This is a genomic window from Kitasatospora sp. NPDC056446 (assembly GCF_042796115.1).
Lineage (GTDB): Bacteria > Actinomycetota > Actinomycetes > Streptomycetales > Streptomycetaceae > Kitasatospora.
The window spans coordinates 171,979-189,496 of record NZ_JBHTRF010000007.1; the positions used below are offsets into that span (position 1 = coordinate 171,979).

The window sequence follows — 17,518 nt, forward strand, 5'->3', positions numbered from 1 at the left end:
GATTCGAATGTCATTTCGGCGCTTTTCAGGGGTTTTCGCTGGTGAAGGCTAATCGCCGAACAGTGGAAGGGCGTGACGGGAGGAACAAGAGTGATGAACACCATGGCGACCGGCACGGTACCGGTAGTGAGGGTGCCGCTACCGAATCGGGGGGTTTTGGTCGGATCATCGGTCTGTTCATACGATTCACACGTCCGTGTGGGAGCCTTCCGCCACCACCACGGCGGGCCCCTCCTGTGAACGGGCTGTGGAACGACCCGTACGACACCGCCGACGGCGGCACCGGCGGGCGGCCCGATGGCCGGGAATCGCCCCCGCTCGTCTGGTACGCGGCCTACGGATCCAACCTCGACGCCGCCCGCCTCGCCTGCTACCTGCGCGGCGGTCGCCCGGACGGCGGGGCGCACGAGCACCCCGGCTGCCGCGACCCGCGCCCCCCGCGCCGCACGGCGGCCGCCGTCCTGCCCGGCACCCTGTACTTCGCCGGGCGGTCGCTCACCTGGGGCGGCGGCTCCGCCTTCTACGACCCGGACCGGCCCGGCGACGTCCCCTTCCGCGCCTACCTGCTGACGGCCGGGCAGTTCAGCGACATCGCCGCCCAGGAGATGCGCCGCTCCCCCGGCACCGACCTCGACCTCACCCGGGTGCTCGCCGACGGACGCGCCGAACTCGGCCCGGGCCGCTACGAGACACTGCTGCGCCTCGGCACGCTCGACGGGCACCCGCTGCTCACCTTCACCGCCCCCGGCGGCCTGGCCGGCGCCGAACCGAACGCCCCCTCGGCCGCCTACCTGCGCACCCTGGGCAGGGGCCTGGCCGAGTCCCACGGCTGGGGGCCCTGGCGCGCCGCCGGCTACCTCGCCACCCGCCCCGGCGCGGCCGGGCACTGGACGCCGGGGGCGGTGGCGGCGCTGCTGGAGTGAGCGGGGGCGGGTGGGGGCGGGCCGACTTCCCGCTCCGCAGCCGGGGGCCGTCGGTACGTATCCGAAGCCTGTTCGAGTGAAGCGCCGTGCCGCAGGTGGAGGCGCGGCCGGGGGCCGGGAACCGATGACCGGGAGCCACCGGGCACCGCCGGGTGGCGGGCCTGCCGGGCTCCGGAATCGCCCCCTTCTCGAACCCAGCAAACGGGAGTCCCCCATGCGTATGCGTTCCGGACCGCGCGCGGCCCTCGTGGTCACCGCCGGCGTCCTCGCCCTGTCCTTCACCGGCCTGTCGACGGCCTCGGCCTCCCCCGGCCTGGTCGTGCAGGAGAAGGGCCTCCAGCAGAAGGCGGTCGAGGACCCGGCGCCCGGCCAGTGCCAGCAGGGCCTCGGCTCCGGCACCACGATCGCCAACTACACCATCGGCCCCCTGCTGGTCTTCTCCGACGGCAACTGCCAGACCCAGTCCGGCCCCCCGGTGCAGCCGGGCGAGATCCGGCCGGGCGCGAACGTCGGCAGCTTCAAGGCCGTGAACTGACCCCTGCCCAGGCGAAGGAGCGGGGAGTCGGCCCGGCCGACTCCCCGCTCCTTCCGCGCGCCCCGGGCGGCGGTCAGCGCGACTCGGCGGGCCGGGTGGTCAGCGCGGCTCGGGGCGCGGGCGGGTGAACCAGTAGGCCAGCAGCAGGTTGGGCACCCAGCACAGCCAGGCGATCACCGTGTAGGACGTCCGGAAGTCCAGCTGCGCCCCCTTGGCCACCACCAGCATCAGCCGCAGGGTGACGGCGGCGAAGGTGAGCGCGAAGCTGCGGATCATCCAGCGGCGGTGGTCCTCCACCCGGCGGCGCAGGATCATCCGCAGCCCGGTGCCGCCGGTCACCAGCCAGGCCACGCCCAGGCAGGCGAAGCCGATCCGGGCCACCACGCCCCCGTAGGCGACCGGCGCCAGCAGCAGCGCCCCCACCCCGCCGACCAGGCACCCCAGCAGGTAGACCACGCCGATCCGGCGGTGCCACTGCGGCCAACGCCGGCGCAGCCGCTCCGAGAACTGCCAGGGCCCGGCCGCCAGAGCGATGGACGCGCCCGATATGTGGACCGCCAGGGGCAGTTCGTGTGCCAGGTAGGTGGCGCGCTGCTCGGTGAAGAACGTCGCCGGGTCGAGGCCGACGTACCTCGCGGAGAGCAGGGCGATCAACGTGGACAGCACCGTCATGATGGCCCAACCGGCCCGAGTGATGCGCATGCCCCGAGTGTCGGACCCGGCACCCCGACCCGGCATCGGGGTCATCCCCGGGAAAAACCCCGAGAGAACCCCCATATTTCCTTGCGGCACAAGGGAATTGGGGCACTTTCAGATTACCGGCGATTCCACCATGGGGGTATCCCCCCACATGGCCCTGGGGCGAACCACAGCGAGCCTCCGGGCCCGGGTCCGGACGGCCGGCTTCGTCCACCGGTCACATTCCTCCGCCGCGACGGGTCAGAGCGGTGAAAGCACCGGAAACCCGAAGGGAAGACGACGATGGAAGCACGTTCGATCACCGCGCAGGTGCCGATGGGGCCGCGGCTGCTCCAGGACCCGCAGGAACTCGTGCCCGAGCTGGCGGAGGTGTCGGCGGCGCTGTTCAAGGCCACCGGCAACCGCTCGGTACCGCGGACCACGGTGAGCCTGGTCCAGCTGCGCGCCGGCCAGATCGTCGGCAGCACCTACCTGACCGTCCTGCACACCGGCTTCCTGCGCAAGGCCGGGGAATCGGAGGAACGGATCACGGCGGTGGCGTCCTGGCAGGACGCGCCGTACTTCACCGGTGCCGAGCGTGCCGCGCTCGCCCTGGTGGAGGCCGTGCTCCGGCCGTCCGCGCACGGCGAGCGGGTGTCCGACGAGCTGTACGCCCAGGCCGCCGAGCACTACGACGACAGGGCGCTCATGACCTTGACCATCGCCATCGGGCAGGTCAGCTTCTTCATCCCCATCGCCCTCATCGCCAAGCCGGTCCCCGGACGGTCGTTCACCGACCCGTGGGTCTGAGGCCGGCCGGGTAGGGCACGAACATGCGGGGCCGCACCGGCAGTGCTGCCGGTGCGGCCCCGCATGCCGCCGCTCAGCAGGCCCGCTGGCCGTGGAGGAGGAGCGGGAGGGAACGGTTGGCCAATGCCTCCGTGATCCGGGCAAGTTGGGCGGGGGACGTGTGGTGGGGCAGGTCGGGGACGGGGACGAAGCGGGCGCCCAGCAGGCCGCTCCTGTGCCGGGGCGGGACGGCCAGGCGGGTGTCGTCGCGCACGGTACCGCCGTCGAAGACCAGGTTGAGGCGCTCCAGGTAGCGGTCGGCGGGGGTGAAGTCGACCGCCAGGTACTCGGCGAGGCGCAGGTGCAGGCCCGTCTCGGCGTGCAGGTGCCGGGCGGCGGCCAGGTGCGGCGGCTCGTTGGGGCGGGCGGAGCCGCCCGGCAGGATCATGCCGTCCATGTAGTCCGGGTCGACCAACAGGACGTCACCGCGCAGGTTGCGCACCAGGACCAGGCAGCCGAGCCGGCACACCGGCGGCTTGGCCAGGAGGCGCGGGTCGCGCGTCGGGAGCTTGGGGGTCACTTCTCCCCCGGCCGCTTGTGGACCTCGAACGCCCGCCAGGCGCTGTAGGCGTCACCGAAGAAGGTGAACTTCTTCAACTCCCCGGTGGGCCGGCGCAGCCACACACCGGCGATCTCGTTACGGACCACGTAGCAACGGATCGCGCGGTCGAAGCGCACGCCGTAGCCGTCGAAGCGGGGGGACTCGTCATGGGGCATGGGGATGGCACTCTCTGCGATCGGAGTTTCACGTTCTGTGCACATGATGGCGCGGCCTCCCCTACGATCGGAAGCAGCCTGCGACTTGCCCTTCGGTGCGCCGGAAGTTGAGGACTGCCATGAACAAGAAGACGATCGACCCGGAATCCAGCCCCTGGGCGCCCTTCGCGATCCAACTCCGCAACTCACGAGAGGCCAAGGGTCTCCGCCAGGAGGACCTGGCCCCCCTCCTCAAGTGCTCCCCTTCGCACCTCTCCTACGTCGAACTTGCGCACCGGCCCCCGGGTCGCGAGCTCGCCGAACTCGCCGACATCGCCCTCGACACGGGCGGCACCCTCCTGCTGATGTGGCTTCAGCTGAGGAGCGCCGCGATCCTGGAGGGCTTCCCGGAACTCTCCCGCTACGAGGCCCTTGCCGAACAGATCAGGATCTTCGAGGCCAGCCACGTCACCGGGCTGCTACAGACCCGGGCCTACGCCACCGCGCTCCAAATGGGCTACGTCCGCCAGGGCAATGCATCCCGGGAACTGGCCGAGGAACGCATCGAATTCAGGCTTGCCCGCCAGAAGATCCTGGAACGGACCGCTCCTCCGCTCCTCCACGTGGTGCTGGACGAGGCCTGCATCCGGAGGTTCATCGGCGGACGGGATGTCATGATCGAACAGTTGCTTCACCTTGAGGAGTTGGCGACTCGGCCCCAGGTCGTCATCCAAGTGGCACCGTTCGCTATGGGCGAGAACCTGCCGTTTACGCACATGACGTGTCTCCTCACCATGCCGAACCGCAAGGTCCTCGCCTACGGCGAGGTCGAACAGCGCGGCTATATCGACCGCGATACCAAGTCCACCACCGCACTCACCAGGAGCTACGATCGACTCGCGGTCGAGGCCCTCGGCCGGACCGAAACGCTGGCTTTCATCCGTGCGGCAAGAAGGGACCTGGAGTGGATGTCGACCTGACGGACGCTTCCTGGCGGAAGAGTTCGTACAGCGGCGCGAACGGCGGCCAGTGCATCGAGGTCGCCGACGGCTTCACCGACGTCCTCCCGGTACGCGACTCCAAGAACCCCTCCGGGCCGGCCCTCGTCTTCTCCCCCGCCGCCTGGCAGTCCTTCGTCACCGCCGCCCGCACCGGCGAGTTCGGCAACGCCTGAGCTGAGAGGTCGTTCGACAGGTTCCAGGATCGCGTAGCGGCCGGGCCCGAGGATGGGGACACGACGGCACCACCGAGCGGATCCACGACACGCTCCGTGACCGACTGACACCCGGGACTCCGCCGGCGGCTCCACTGCGGCTCCGAGGAACTGCCGGACCGGTCACGCTCGATGAATGCACCCTCTCAAGGCCAAATAATTACCGCCCCACCCGCGATGGTCCACTCGGGAATGACCATCGACAGTCCCGCCGGGCCGCTCTCCCAGGAAAGCATGAGCTCGCTTCCGTCACCCTCCAATTGAACGTCGAACGACACCTCCATGTGCGCCCATACACTGATATTCGGAAGCAGTTCACGTTCATTGAAGTCAATGGGCGAGAAAGGCCAACGGCGGTTCATCGGAACTGCGATGTCGTCCCCGTCTCGAGTCACGTTGGCCAGCTGGATCACCTGCTCCTGAAGCCCCGGCCCCAGATGGTGAAATCCGGCGAAGGTCGGCTGCAAGAGCTCGTGCTTCAGATGCATCCAGCACTTCGACCAGTTGTCACCCGAGAGGAAGTTGTTTCCGGCCACAGCCCGAAGAGTTCCGGTCGTGTCGACGTACGGCGAGGATCGGAATGTCCCGGTAGCCGCTGCGGGAATGCGTCCGTAATTGAGCTCGTAGAGTGCGGTCAATCCGAAGTGGAGGGTGTGGAGGTGACCGTCATGGCACACCAGCCACCCTCCGAACCAGCGCTTCCCCGCCCCGTCCCAGCTTGTCAAGGACGGGTCCCACCAGTAGTCGCTGCTGTTCCACCAGAAACGTCCCCTGTCCTGCGTGTGCGTCGTCGGCTGGTCGCCATGGACGTCGTATGCGCCGGAGGAAGGGCCGGCAGGGCTCTCCGATGGGTACGGCAGGTCACGGGTCCACCGGTCCGGTGCCTTCCGGGCCCCGATGCCCCGCGCCACGGAGCGCAGGTCCCGCAAGGTTTCGTCACTGACCCCTATTTCCTTGGCGGCCCTTTCCCAGAGCGAAGCGATTTCCTGCCGCTCCTTCTCGGTGGGGCGTGCTCGCCGGGCGAGCTCGTCCGCGTTGGCCGTCGCCGCCCGGTTGGCCGCGTCCAGTCCTCTGAGGATTTCGGCAACGTCCTCCGGAATTTCTCGATCCGGGTGCCGACTGCTTGACCTTTCGTCAGGTGCCATCGCTTCATCCTTTCACGCCACCCCCGCCCGTGAGGGAAATGGAATTCCCCCGAAAAGTGACCGGCACGCAGAGTTCATGAGGGACGTTCACGCCGAGTCACAACGATTCCTGGTGGCGGGGTCGGCTCCACTCCTGCGCCACAGCTCAGCACATATAGCCTCTTGTTGTAGATGCTGCCACCGCTGCCCATGGCACGCATGTCGGCAGGGTTGCCGCAACACATCTCTCAGCGGGCTTTCGACAGGGGATTCCCCCCGGCTGTCCGGCTTCGGCTCATGCGGCACGGACTCGGTTCCAGGATCGCTTGGTGGCCGGGCTCAAGGAGTGGGAACGCAACGGCACCGACGAGCGGATCCACGACACGCTCCGTGACCAGCTGCGGGCGAGGCACCGCCTGAGAGGTCGCGCGGGTGCGGGCCCGGTCAACGGCGGGCCAGCACCGCGACCTCCCAGCCGAAGCCGACCACCAGCCGACCGTCCGGCGCCACGGCCACCGCGTAGACCGGCAGCGGGAACAGCAGTTCCGGGCCGGCCTGGCGGCCGGTGGCCAGGTCCCAGACCCGCACGGTCCCGTCGTCGCCGCCGGTGACCGCCACGGCGCGGCCCTCGACCACCGCCGTGGCCACCGCGTTCACGTCACCGGTGTGGCCCGTCAGGGGCTCGCCGACCTGCCGGCCGGTTGCCAGGTCCCAGACCCGCACCCTGCCGTCGCCGCCACCGGTGACCGCGACCGGGCGGCCGTCGACCACCGCCGTCGCCACCGCGTACACAGGGGAGTTGTGGCCGGTCAGCGGCTCACCGACCTGCCGACCCGCGAGCAGGTCCCAGACCCGTACCGTGCCGTCGTCGCCGCCGGTGACCGCCACGAGGCGGCCCTCGACCGCCGTCACCGCCACCGCGTTCACATCGCCGCTGTGGCCCGTCAGGGGCTCGCCGACCTGGCGGCCGGTGACCAGGTCCCAGACCCGCACGTCGTCGAAGCTGCCGGTGACCGCCACCGGGCGGCCGTCGAGCACCGCCGTCGCCACCGCCAGCACCCAGGAGGTGTGGCCGGTCAGCGGCTCGCCGATCTGCTCATGTGTGGCCGGGTCCCAGACCCGCACGGTGTCGTCGTCGCCGCCGCTGACCGCCACGAGGCGGCCCTCGACCGCCGTCACCGCCACCGCGTTCACGTCACCGCTGTGGCCCGTCAGGGGCCCGCCGGCCTGGCGGCCGGTGGCCAGGTCCCAGACCCGCACGGTCTCGTCGTAACCGCCGGTGACCGCCACCGGGCGGCCGTCGACCACTGCCGTCGCCACCGCCGCCACACGGCCGGTGTGGCCGGTGGGCGGCTCACCCGCCACCTGGCCGCCCGGGGCCAGGTCCCACACCCGCACGACCCCGTCCTGGCTGCCGGCGACCACGTGGGGGCGGCCGTCCAGCAGCGCCGTCGTCACCGCCCGCACCTTGTCGTCATGGCCGGTCACCGGCTCGCCGACCCGCCTGCCCGTGGCCGGGTCCCACACCTGGAGCGTCCGGTCCTCCCCCGCGCTGACGATGCGCGGGCGGCCGTCGATCGTCGTCGTGACCACCGACAGCACCCAGCCGTCATGACCGGTGAGAGGCTGGCCGATCTGCCGGCCGGTGGTCAGGTCCCATATCCGCACGGTCTCGTCGTGGCTGCCGGTGACCGCCACCGGGCGGCCGTCGACCACTGCCGTCGCCACCGCCCGCACCGCGTCCTCGTGGCCGGTGAGCGGCTCGCCGATCTGCTCACGCGTGGTCAGGTCCCACACCCGCACCGTCCCGTCGTGGCTGCCGGTGACCGCCACCGGGCGGCCGTCGAGCACCGCCGTCGCCACAGCGCACACAGCGTCCTCGTGGCCCATGAGCGGCTCACCGATCTGCTCGCGGGTGCTCAGGTCCCACACCCGCACCGCCTCGTCGCCGCCGCTGGTGACCGCCACCGGGCGGCCGTCGAGCAGCGTCGTCGCCACCGCCGGCACCGCGGCTCCGTGGCCGGTGAGGGGGCGGCCGGTCTGCTCGCACGTGGTCAGGTCCCACACCCGCACGGTCCGGTCGCCACTGCCGACGAGCGCCACGGGACGGCCGTCGACCACCGCTGTCGCCACCGCGCACGCCTCACCGGTGTGGGCGGCGAGAGGTCGGCCGATCTGCCGGCCGGTGGTCAGGTCCCAGACCCGCACGGCCCGGTCGGTGCCGCCGGTGACCGCGACGGGGCGGCCGTCGAGCACCGCCGTCGCCACCGCCAGCAGCGCGTCGGTGTGACCGGTCGGAATACGGCGCAGGCACCGGTCGAGTTGGGAGCCGGTGGCCCACTCGACGCCCCACCGCGCGGCGGGTTCGCCTGCCACCGGCACCGCGGTGATCCGCGCCGACAGCTCCCGCTCCCCGTAGCGGGCCGCCTCCAGTGCCAGCAGCTGTCGGCGCTCCCCCGCCGTCACCTCACGGGGCAGGCCTGTCGAGACCCGGTACACCGCCGCGGCCAACCGCCCCGCCGGCCCCGGCGCCGCGTCCAGCACCGCCGCCACCGACCCCGGGTCCGCGGTCACCAGGAACCCCGGATCGACCGGCCGGCCGGCGGCCGCCTCGGACCCGTTCACTCAGGCCTCGGTGCGCAGCCGGGTGCGGGTGCGCACCAGGATCCGGCCGAGCATGTTGCGGCCCTTCCCGGTCGTGCCCCGCCCCCAGTAGTGGTCGGTGGTGGTGTCCTCGACGATCTCCTCCTCGCCGGTGGACAGCAGGACGGCGCGGATGTCCTCGTGCGTACGGAACTTGGCGGCCACGGCGCGGCGCATCACGTCGTCCTTGACGCGCTCCCAGTCCCGGCGCAGCGGCCTTGCCGGGTCGCGGCCCAGTTCGGCGGCGCGCAGCGGTGTGCGGGCGCGGCGGATGAGGTCGGCGTGGCGGGTTCCGGTGAACTTCTGTGCCTGGTAGTAGTGTTCGGAGGTCGGCCAGAGGTGGCCGTCGAGTTCCAGGGCGTGTGCGGAGAAGTTGGAGAAGCAGCCGTAGGGGACTTCGTCGGCGCCGTAGAAGTAGATGGTCATCCGGGCCTCGGTGGCAGTGGCGGGGGTCCGCACGGTGCCAGGCGTGGTGTCGTGCCCGCAACCGTTTTTCGCCCGAACTGGTGCGCCGGCGGGCCGGGGCGGGTCAGTCGGCGGCGGGCAGGGCGGGGCGTTCCCGGCGGATCCACTGGCCGGCGGTGCGGCGGGGCGGGCGGACGACGACGCGGCCGAAGCTCTTCTTGCCGACGATTTCCACGCGGAGCCTGACCGGGGTGGCGGGGTCGTCGGGCTGCCGGTCGCGGACTTTGGTGAAGTGCAGGGTGAGGCCGTCGGTGTCGACGTGGATGCCCGGCCTGGTGATCAGTGTCAGGGTCTTGCCCTGCATGTCGAGGTCGATCAGCAGGGTGTCCTCGGTGATCACCGCCTGGGTGAAGTCGAGCGTCACGTCGCACCATTCCAGGGCGAGTTCGAGGCGGCGCGGCACCACCCAGCGTCCGGCGCGCTTGACGGTGCTCCACTTCTCGTCGAGCCGCAGGAGGTCCTTGGCCTGCGCGGCGGCGCCGCCGCCGAAGAGGGCGACGGGCGGCAGGTCGACGGTGAGCTCGGCGAGTTCGGCGACCGTGCGCGCGGACAGGGCGGCTTCCAGGCGCTCGTCCAGTTCCTCGGAGGTCAGCCGGCCGTCGCCCGCCGCGACCCGCAGCTGTTCGGCGACCCGGTCGCGGTCCGTGTGGGAGGCCCGCAGGGCGGGCTTCGCGCTGCGGCCGGAGTGGTTCCCGGTGGGCGAGATCTCTCCCGGCATGCGTCCTGTCCTGGGCTTGGCGGCGGTCTTCGCGCGGCGCGGTCGGCGGCGTCGGCGGGAGCCCACGCTATATCGCGATATGTGTTCCCGCCAACGTCGTTCGGCGCACGGGGCGGGCAGGACGGCGGTCGTGGCCCCGCCGTCCTGCCCGCCCCGCTGTCGGTCAGCGGCAGAACTCGGCCTCGGCGAGGCGGCGTTCGCCGTCGGCCCAGTCGGCGTTGGTGTTGAACACGGCCGTGTGCCGGCCGTCGCGGGTGGTGACCGCCACCGTGGAGGAGCCGTGGATGCCGCCGGTGTGGCCCCAGAGGGTGACCCCGCAGGCGAGTGTCACGGAGCCGATGCCCAGGCCGGGGGCGCCGTCGGCGGGGACCATCTCGTCCAGTTCGGCCTGCGGCAGCAGCTTGCCGCGCATCAGGGCGGAGTAGAAGCGGCCGACGTCGGCGGTGGTGGAGATCATCTCTCCGGCCGCTCCGGCCCACGAGGGGTTGAGTTCGGTGGTCTCCAGCGGGGTCTTGGAGCCGCCGAACAGTTTGGAGTAGCCGAGGGCGTGCGGCCGGGGCAGGCCGGCGGCGGTGCCGGGCAGGGTGGTGGCGGACAGGCCGAGGGGCCGGATGATCCGCTGTTCGATCTCCTCGCCGTAGGGGCGGCCGGTGACCTTGGCGATGACCATCCCGGCCAGCAGGTAGTCGGTGTTGGAGTACTGGGGCTTCTCGCCGGGGTCGAACAGCCTGGGGTGGGAGACCGCGAGGCGGACCAGGTCCTCGGGCCGGTAGGTGTCGTAGCGGTGGGCCATGAAGTCCGGGGAGGCGAGCAGCCGGATCATCTGCGGATCGTCGTCGTAGGAGTACAACCCGCTGGTGTGATTGAGCAGTTGGCGGATGGTGATCCCCGGGCGGTGGATCCCGTCGTCCGGCACGGTGCCGGGCAGCCACCGCTCCACGGTGTCGTCGAGGCCGAGCCGGCCCTCGGCCTGGAGCTGGAGGACCACGGTGGCGGTGAAGGTCTTGGTCACGCTGCCGATCCGGAAGCGCTCGCGGGGCGAGCGGGGCCGTCCGGTGGCGGTGTCGGCGACCCCGACGGCCGCCGACCAGGTGTCGCCGTCCTCCCGGACGCCGGCGATCGTCCCGGGCAGGTCCTCGGCGCGGATCATGTCCGCCATCGCGGTCCGGGTCGCCGCGTGTCTGCCGCCGTGCCCGCGGCTGTCGTCGTCACCGCTGCGGGTGTCGGCCGCCGCGGCCGGTGCCGCCGTTCCCGCCGTCACTGTTCCCGCCGTCACCGCGGCGGCTACCGCTGCCGCACCGAACCCGCGCCGAAGCACTCCTTGCCGAGCCATACCGACCTCCACGGTCCGAATCGCCCGTCCCCCGCTCCTGACCGGACCAACGGCCGGGTCACCGGCGGGAGTTCCCGTGCGAACGGGGCAGTCGGGGCCGGTCGTCGGAAGTCCGCCAGGGGGCCGTCAGGAGGCCGTCAGGAGGCCTTCGGCAGCCGGATCACCGCCGAGCCGCGCACCAGGTCCACGCCGGTGCGGTTCGGCGGGGCGCCGTCCTCGTCGTCGTCGCGCAGCATCAACGCGGACTGGCGTTCCTTGAGTTCGTGCTGCTTGCCCGCCGAGAAGCTGGCATGCAGCTGCTCGAAGCCGGTGGCGGAGATCTGGCCCTGCCGGGCGCTGGTCCGCCAGGGCAGCAGTCCGGCCCGGCCGGCCCGCAGCAGCACCTGGTCGACCACCGCGAGCGCGGTGAGCAGCAGGACGAGCCCGGGCAGCGTCACGAAGATGAGGAACCCCATGCGGCCAGTATCACCGCCCGCCCGGCCGACCGGCCAGGGGGGCGGGGAAAGCGGGCCCGAGGAGCCCGGGTCCGGCGGTCCGAGTAGCCTCGCCCCGTGACGGATCAAGAGGATCAGGAGCAGTACGCCCGGTACCGGGAGGACTCGAAGGTGCTGGCGGTGATCGGCGAGCAGGTCGACGCCCAGCTCGGCCGGGTCACGGTGCGGCTGCCCAGGGCCGTGGCGCAGGCCGCGGTGGACGCCTGGGAGCGTGACGAGTCGGGTGAGCTCGGCGAGGAGACCCATGAGCAGTACGCGTTGCGGGACGATGCCGGCTACCTGGCACTGATCGGCCTGGTGGTATCGGACAAGGGCCGGTGGGAGGGCGAGGAGGTCGTCGTCGACCTGCCCGTCTCCTACGCGGGGGCGGCCGCCCAGGCCGCCGTGGAGCACCGGTCGCCGTGACGGCCGGTGCTCCCGACTGACCGGCCGGCCGGTCGCCCCCCTGGCGGCCGGCCTCCGGGCCCCGCCGGCCGCCGGGGCTACTCCTCGACGCGCAGGACGATCTTCCCCTGGAGGTGCCCCCGTTCGGCGTGGGCGTGGGCGGCGGCGGCCTCCCGCAGGGGGAAGACGCTGTCGATGCCGACCTCGACCCGTCCGGTGTCGACGAGGGCGGCCAGTTCGGCGAGGTCCGTGCCGCTCGAACGCACCTGCCAGGGCTTCTCGTTGAGGAGGATCCCGAGTTCGGCGGCCCGTTCCCGGTGGTAGTCGCCCAGGAAGACGGGGGCGATCCGGCCGCCGCGCCGTACGGTGGGCAGCAGCCGGTGGGCTTCGGGGCCGCCGACGGTGTCGACCAGCAGGTCCACGTCGCGGACGACGTCCCCGGCGGGCGTGCGGGTGTAGTCGACGAACCGGTCGGCGCCCAGGCCCAGCAGGAACCCCTGGTGGCGGCCGGAGGCCACGGCGATCACTTCCTTCGCTCCGGCGATCCGCAGGAGTTGGACCGCGAAGTGGCCGACGCCGCCGGCCGCGCCGTTGACCAGGACGGTGCCGTCGACGCGGCCGGCCAGGTGGCGGAAGGCGATCTGGTAGGCGGTGAGCCCGGCCATCGGCACGGCGGCGGCCTCCACGGGCCCGAGGCCGGCGGGCCGGCGGGCCAGGTCGGCGGCGGGCGAGAGCGCGTACTCGGCGTAACCGGAGGCGCGGCCGGGGAAGTTGACCAGGCCGAGCACCTCGTCGCCGGGCTGCCACTGGGTGACGCCGGGGCCGAGCTCGGTGACGATGCCGGAGATGTCGCTGCCGAGGATGAGCGGGGGCGTCCAGTTCGGCCGGACTTCGACGGGGAAGTTCACGAAGCCGCGTCGCGCGTACCAGTCGGGCGGGTTGACGCCCGCGGCCTGGACGCGTACCAGGACCTCGCCCGGCCCGGGTTCGGGGCGGGTCACCTCCTCGTGGACCAGTTCCTCCGGTTCGCCGAACGCGTGCAGTCGGACGGCTCGCATGGTTGCCATATCCGTGTTCCTCCCCGAATCCCGTGGCGGAGTGCCCCGCGATAGAATCCGGAGCACTGCTCCGGAAATGTAACCGGAGCAGTGCTCCGTCTGTCAATGGTGAGGTGCCGCATGCCCGTCGAGCCGTCCCCAGCCGCGCCCCGCGCCCCGCGCGCCGACGGGCAGCGCAACCGCGACCGCCTCCTCGAAGTGGCGGCGGAGGTCGTCGCGGAACAGGGCGTCCAGGCCTCCCTGCGGGACGTCGCCCGGCGGGCCGGCGTCGGCCTCGGCACGCTCTACCGGCACTTCCCCAACCGGGACGCCCTGCTGGAGGCCCTGCTGCACCGGCGCTTCACCCACCTCGCCGGACGGGCGGACGCACTCGCCGCCGAGGCCCCGCCCGAGCGCGCGCTGACCGACTGGCTGTACGAGTTCACCCTCGGCGCGGGCGCCTACCAGGGCCTGCCGAGCGCCCTGATGGCCACGCTGCGCGATCCGCAGTCGCCCCTGCACGCCTCCTGTCTGACGATGCGTCAGGCCGGGGGCCGCCTCCTGGCCGCGGCCCAGGAGACCGGGGCGGTCCGGCCCGACGTGGCCGCCCTCGACCTGTTCGCGCTGGTCAACGCCCTCAGCTGGATCACCGACCAGGCCCCCTCGCTCGCCGAGCGCCGCGAGCACCTGTTCCGCCTGGTCATGGACGGGCTGCGGCCGGAGAAGGCCGAGGGCGGGCCGGCCAAGAAGGTCTAGCTGCGGGTGAAGGTGCCCAGGCCCTCGTGGTCGAGCTGCTCGACCACCGCCTTGGCGGCCCGGCCGTCGGCGCCCACGGTGAACGTGACGCCGGAGAGGCCGACCGCGTTCTCGCCCCGGGTCCGGAAGGCGAACACGTCGCCGGCGTAGTGCTGGAGCGGGAACTGGAGGCCGCCCGGGCCCAGGCTCATCACCAGCCCGCCGCCGTTGCCGGTGCCGACGGTCAGCGGCCCGTAGTAGCCGTTGGCGTACGTGCCCACGTAGGCGGCGTCGGGCTTGGCGGGGGCGGCGCCGGCCGGGGGCTTGGTGTAGTCGGTCGGCGAGACGGGGCTCTGCGCGGCGGCGGGGACGACCTTGCCCAGGAAACCGAGCCAGTCGACGGTCTCGTGGCCCTCCTGGGCGAGGTCGAAGAACTCCTCGGCCACCGCCTCCGGCAGCCCGGTGGGCTGCCCGTTGGTCAGCACGACGATGCCCAGCCGCTCCGAGGGCAGCAGGGTGACGGTGGTGGCGGCGCCCAGGTCGAAGCCGCCGGAGTGGTTGAGGCGCAGCCGGCCGCGGTTGTCGCGTCCGACGTTCCAGCCGAGGCCGTACTGGGCGGGGTTGCCGGCGGGTGCGGCCGGTGTGCCGGAGAGGATGTGCGGGAGCCAGGTCTCGCCGAGGGCGGCCGGGTCGACGACCTGCCGGCCCTCGTAGCTGCCGCCGGCGAGTTGCAGGCGCATCCAGTGGGTGAGGTCCTGGGCGGTGGAGCTGACGCCGCCGGCCGGGGACTGCGGGTCGGCGTTCTCGGTGGTGCTGACCTGCCAGCCGGTGCCGTCGGCGGTGCGCACGTGCGGCAGGGCCTTGTTCGCCGCGTTGTCGTAGGCGGAGCGCAGAGAACTGGTGGCGGTCATGCCGAGGGGCTTGTAGAGGGTGTCGGCGGCGAGGTTCTCCCAGGAGGAGCCCTTGGCCCTGGCGACGGCGACGGCGGCTTCCGTCAGGCCGTAGTTGGTGTAGGCGTAGGAGGCGCGGAAGGGGGCGAGGGGCTGGTCGCGCAGGTGCTGGAGGATGTAGTCGCGCGGGTAGCCGAGGTCCTGGAGGAGGTCCCCGGCGTGGTCGGGCAGGCCGCTGCGGTGGGAGAAGAGGTCGGCGAGGGTGACGTGGCCGCCGACCCAGGGGTCGGCGAGGGCGAAGCCCGGGTCGTGGGCGGTGACCGGGTCGTCCCAGGTGACGGCCTTGCCGCCGACGGCCGCGGCGACCACGGTGGAGGAGATCGGCTTGGAGACGGAGGCGAGCTGGAAGACGGTGTCCGGGGTGACGGTGTCCGGCTTGCCGAGCTCGCGGACGCCGTAGCCCTTGGCGTGGACGACCTTGTCGTCGTGGACGACGGCGAGGGCGAGGCCGGGCACGCCGGTCCTGCGCATGGCGTCCTGGACGTAGGCGTCGATCCGGTCGACGGCGGCGGCCACCTGCTGGTCGGTCAGCTGGGGCGGCGGCTGCTTCGGGGGCGCGGTGGCCGGGGCGGAGGAGGCGGAGGACTGGCCGGGGGCGGCCTGGGGGTCGGTGGCGGCGGCGGAGGTGCACCCGGCGAGCAGCAGGCCGGCCAGCAGGGGCGCGGCGGCGTTGCGTCCCCGCCGGGCGGCGGTCCGGCGGGCTGCGCCGTGGCGGTGCATCTGGGTCCTCCTCGTCCGGGCGGTACGGCCGTGCCGCCTCATCGCGTGAGTATTCGGCGGGCCGGGACGGGCCACCCGGGTGGCGCGCACCGGGCCGGGCGCAATCCACCCGTCCGGCGGCGGGGGCGGTGCGGATCGGGCTTGACCCTGACGCTGCGTCAGGGTCGCAGGCTTGGCGTATGAGCGAGAACACGAGCACGAGCACGAACGAGAGCACGAGCGCGGGCGAGAACACGAACGCGGGCGAGAGCACGAGCGCGGGCGTGGACCCGGGCACCGGCACCCCGCCCGCCGTCCCGGTCGGGGGCTTCCAGGAGGTCGACGGCCGCCGCCTGTACGTCCACCGCTGCGGCGACGACGGGCCGGCCGTGGTGTTCCTGCCGGGCGCCAGCGCCATCGGCCTGGACTACTACGGCGTCCAGCGGGAGATCGCGGAGTTCGCCACCGCCGTGGTGTACGACCGCGCCGGCACCGGCTTCAGCGACGACGCCGCGCTGCCGCGCACCGCCGCCGAGGTCGCGACCGAGCTGCACGGACTGCTGCACGCCCTGGGCCTGCCCGGGCCGTACGTCCTGGCGCCGCACTCCCTCGGCGGCGCCTACGCGCACCGCTTCGCGCAGCTGTACCCGCGGGAGGTGGCCGGGCTGGTGTGGCTGGACGCCTTCCACCGCGACTGGGACGACTTCATGCCCCCCGGGTTGAGCCTGGCCGCGACCACGGCGATGTCGCCCACCGAGGAGCAGCTGCGCCAGTCGCTGCCGGGGATCCGGCAGATGGCCGCCGAACTGCTGGTGGACTACCCGCCGGACGTGCGGGACGCGGTGGTCGAGTACCACGTGAGCGAGCGGTGGATCCACGCGGGCATCGCCGAGCGGGCGTCGATGCCCGCTCTGGCCGTCGAGTTGAAGGAGGGGGCGGACCTGCCGGACGTGCCGGCGGTCGCGCTGACCGCGCTGGGCGTCGACCCGGGCCAGGCGGCGCTGATGTCGGCGGAGGAGCTGCGGGCGATGCAGGACGGCGAGACGAGGCTGTACGCGGCCATGGTGGGCAGGCTCTCGCACGGGGAGCAGCGGGTGCTGCCGGACGTGGGGCACAGTCAGCTGTGCTTCGAGCGGGCGGACGCGGTGGTGCGGGCGGTCCGGGACGTCGTGGCGTGGTCGGCGGGCGCCTAGACTCGGATGCCTGGTTCGTACGGCCGGGTCGGGTCGGGCGGTCGGGAAGTCCGGAGGCGGGTGCGGTGCTCACGATCGGTCAGCTCGCGGCGACGGCCGGTGTCACCGTACGGACCGTGCGCCACTACCACCAGGTCGGGCTGCTGCCGGAGCCGGTGCGGGACGGTTCCGGGTACCGGCGCTACGACGCGCAGGCGGCGGTGGACCTGATCCGGATCAGGACGCTGGCGGACGCGGGGGTTCCGCTGGCGCGGATCGACGCGCTGCTGCGGGCGCGGCCGGAGGAGTTCGCGGCGGCGGTGGCGGAGATCGACGCCGGGCTGCGGCGCAGGATCGCGGAGCTGGCCGAACACCGGCTGCGGATCGCCGACCTGGCGAGCGGTGAGCGGCTGGTGCTGCCGCCGGAGGTGGTGGCGATCCTGGACCGGATGCGGGCGCTGGGGGTGAGCGAGCGGGCGGTGCTGGTGGAGCGGGACACCTGGATCCTGTTGCGGGCGCTGGACCCGGAGGCGATGCGGCGGGGGGTGGCGGCCAAGAACGCGAGCTTCGACGACCCGGAGACGGTGCGGCTGTTCCTGGTCTGCGACCGGTCGATGGACTGGGATCCGCACGATCCCCGGGTGGACGCGCTGATCGAGGAGCTGGACGCGTGGGAGGTCGCCCACGGGCGGGACAGCAGCGAGCCGGGGAACCTGGGGGTGGTCTTCGCCCGGATCGCGGAGTCCTCGCCGGCGTGGCAGCGGATCCTCCCGGTCCTCGCCCACCGTGCCCTCCGGCGCCGCACGGGCGGGCCGGGCGGGCCGGGCGGGCCGGGCTGAGCACAGTGCCCCGGTGTCCGGTGCCCCGGTG

General features: G+C 72.7%; 20 protein-coding genes. 9 read left to right on the top strand and 11 right to left on the bottom strand.

Going from position 1 to position 17,518, the window contains the following annotated elements; genetic code table 11:
- The first annotated feature begins 245 nt into the window (after positions 1-245).
- The gene (locus tag ACFQ6N_RS07380) at positions 246-923 is read left to right on the top strand and encodes a histone deacetylase (protein WP_380647566.1); all 678 of its coding nucleotides are present in this window, start codon (positions 246-248) and stop codon (positions 921-923) included.
- 214 nt (positions 924-1,137) lie between these two features.
- The gene (locus ACFQ6N_RS07385) at positions 1,138-1,458 is read left to right on the top strand and encodes a hypothetical protein (protein ID WP_380647516.1); all 321 of its coding nucleotides are present in this window, start codon (positions 1,138-1,140) and stop codon (positions 1,456-1,458) included.
- A gap of 99 nt (positions 1,459-1,557) precedes the next feature.
- Here the strand turns inward: ACFQ6N_RS07385 and ACFQ6N_RS07390 are convergent, their stop codons facing one another.
- Entirely contained in the window at positions 1,558-2,160 is a 603-nt protein-coding gene (locus ACFQ6N_RS07390) for a DUF2306 domain-containing protein (protein WP_380647518.1), read from the bottom strand.
- Between the two features lie 279 nt (positions 2,161-2,439).
- Here ACFQ6N_RS07390 and ACFQ6N_RS07395 point away from each other — a divergent pair, with 279 nt between their 5' ends.
- The gene (locus ACFQ6N_RS07395) at positions 2,440-2,946 is read left to right on the top strand and encodes a carboxymuconolactone decarboxylase family protein (protein WP_380647520.1); all 507 of its coding nucleotides are present in this window, start codon (positions 2,440-2,442) and stop codon (positions 2,944-2,946) included.
- Positions 2,947-3,019: 73 nt separating this feature from the next.
- On the opposite strand, the gene ACFQ6N_RS07400 is transcribed toward ACFQ6N_RS07395, so the two are convergent.
- Positions 3,020-3,505 carry an NUDIX domain-containing protein gene (locus ACFQ6N_RS07400; protein ID WP_380647522.1) on the bottom strand — a complete coding sequence of 162 codons (486 nt, stop codon included), beginning with the start codon at positions 3,503-3,505 and terminating at the stop codon, positions 3,020-3,022.
- The gene (locus tag ACFQ6N_RS07405) at positions 3,502-3,702 is read right to left on the bottom strand and encodes a hypothetical protein (RefSeq protein WP_380647524.1); all 201 of its coding nucleotides are present in this window, start codon (positions 3,700-3,702) and stop codon (positions 3,502-3,504) included. Before ACFQ6N_RS07405 ends, ACFQ6N_RS07400 begins: the two co-directional genes overlap by 4 nt.
- A gap of 119 nt (positions 3,703-3,821) precedes the next feature.
- Here ACFQ6N_RS07405 and ACFQ6N_RS07410 point away from each other — a divergent pair, with 119 nt between their 5' ends.
- Both ACFQ6N_RS07410 and ACFQ6N_RS07415 read left to right on the top strand, forming a co-directional pair.
- A complete protein-coding gene (locus tag ACFQ6N_RS07410) occupies positions 3,822-4,661 on the top strand; it encodes a helix-turn-helix domain-containing protein (protein WP_380647526.1) in 840 nt (279 codons plus the stop codon).
- Positions 4,646-4,855 (top strand): DUF397 domain-containing protein, encoded by a 210-nt coding sequence (locus ACFQ6N_RS07415; RefSeq protein WP_380647527.1) that lies wholly within the window; start codon positions 4,646-4,648, stop codon positions 4,853-4,855. Before ACFQ6N_RS07410 ends, ACFQ6N_RS07415 begins: the two co-directional genes overlap by 16 nt.
- 185 nt (positions 4,856-5,040) lie before the next feature.
- Here ACFQ6N_RS07415 and ACFQ6N_RS07420 read toward each other — a convergent pair whose 3' ends face one another.
- The 6 genes from ACFQ6N_RS07420 to ACFQ6N_RS07445 form a co-directional block, all read right to left on the bottom strand.
- Complete coding sequence (locus ACFQ6N_RS07420) at positions 5,041-6,039, bottom strand: hypothetical protein (RefSeq protein ID WP_380647529.1); 999 nt, start codon at positions 6,037-6,039, stop codon at positions 5,041-5,043.
- A gap of 423 nt (positions 6,040-6,462) precedes the next feature.
- On the bottom strand, positions 6,463-8,643 hold the full coding sequence (locus ACFQ6N_RS07425; protein ID WP_380647530.1) for a WD40 repeat domain-containing protein: 2,181 nt from the start codon (positions 8,641-8,643) through the stop codon (positions 6,463-6,465).
- The gene (locus ACFQ6N_RS07430; RefSeq protein ID WP_380647531.1) at positions 8,644-9,120 is read right to left on the bottom strand and encodes an NADAR family protein; all 477 of its coding nucleotides are present in this window, start codon (positions 9,118-9,120) and stop codon (positions 8,644-8,646) included. It lies immediately after the preceding gene.
- A 70-nt stretch (positions 9,121-9,190) separates the two neighbouring features.
- Positions 9,191-9,844, bottom strand: a complete 654-nt coding sequence (locus tag ACFQ6N_RS07435; RefSeq protein ID WP_380647533.1) for a DUF1707 domain-containing protein — start codon at positions 9,842-9,844, stop codon at positions 9,191-9,193.
- Positions 9,845-10,007: 163 nt separating this feature from the next.
- On the bottom strand, positions 10,008-11,105 hold the full coding sequence (locus ACFQ6N_RS07440; RefSeq protein WP_380647535.1) for a serine hydrolase domain-containing protein: 1,098 nt from the start codon (positions 11,103-11,105) through the stop codon (positions 10,008-10,010).
- A 209-nt stretch (positions 11,106-11,314) separates the two neighbouring features.
- Positions 11,315-11,632 (bottom strand): DUF6191 domain-containing protein, encoded by a 318-nt coding sequence (locus ACFQ6N_RS07445; protein ID WP_380647537.1) that lies wholly within the window; start codon positions 11,630-11,632, stop codon positions 11,315-11,317.
- A 96-nt stretch (positions 11,633-11,728) separates the two neighbouring features.
- Here ACFQ6N_RS07445 and ACFQ6N_RS07450 point away from each other — a divergent pair, with 96 nt between their 5' ends.
- Positions 11,729-12,076 carry a hypothetical protein gene (locus ACFQ6N_RS07450; protein WP_380647539.1) on the top strand — a complete coding sequence of 116 codons (348 nt, stop codon included), beginning with the start codon at positions 11,729-11,731 and terminating at the stop codon, positions 12,074-12,076.
- Between the two features lie 77 nt (positions 12,077-12,153).
- Here the strand turns inward: ACFQ6N_RS07450 and ACFQ6N_RS07455 are convergent, their stop codons facing one another.
- Positions 12,154-13,122 (bottom strand): NADP-dependent oxidoreductase, encoded by a 969-nt coding sequence (locus ACFQ6N_RS07455; protein ID WP_380647540.1) that lies wholly within the window; start codon positions 13,120-13,122, stop codon positions 12,154-12,156.
- 111 nt (positions 13,123-13,233) lie between these two features.
- Here ACFQ6N_RS07455 and ACFQ6N_RS07460 point away from each other — a divergent pair, with 111 nt between their 5' ends.
- On the top strand, positions 13,234-13,848 hold the full coding sequence (locus tag ACFQ6N_RS07460; protein WP_380647541.1) for a TetR/AcrR family transcriptional regulator: 615 nt from the start codon (positions 13,234-13,236) through the stop codon (positions 13,846-13,848).
- Here ACFQ6N_RS07460 and ACFQ6N_RS07465 read toward each other — a convergent pair.
- On the bottom strand, positions 13,845-15,497 hold the full coding sequence (locus ACFQ6N_RS07465; protein ID WP_380647542.1) for a serine hydrolase: 1,653 nt from the start codon (positions 15,495-15,497) through the stop codon (positions 13,845-13,847). The two genes, ACFQ6N_RS07460 and ACFQ6N_RS07465, sit on opposite strands and share 4 nt — an antisense overlap.
- Before the next feature lie 179 nt (positions 15,498-15,676).
- On the opposite strand from ACFQ6N_RS07465, the gene ACFQ6N_RS07470 reads away from it, so the two are divergent.
- Together ACFQ6N_RS07470 and ACFQ6N_RS07475 are read left to right on the top strand one after the other, a co-directional pair.
- On the top strand, positions 15,677-16,669 hold the full coding sequence (locus ACFQ6N_RS07470) for an alpha/beta fold hydrolase (RefSeq protein ID WP_380647544.1): 993 nt from the start codon (positions 15,677-15,679) through the stop codon (positions 16,667-16,669).
- Positions 16,670-16,734: 65 nt separating this feature from the next.
- Positions 16,735-17,487 (top strand): MerR family transcriptional regulator, encoded by a 753-nt coding sequence (locus ACFQ6N_RS07475; protein WP_380647545.1) that lies wholly within the window; start codon positions 16,735-16,737, stop codon positions 17,485-17,487.
- Positions 17,488-17,518 lie beyond the last annotated feature (31 nt).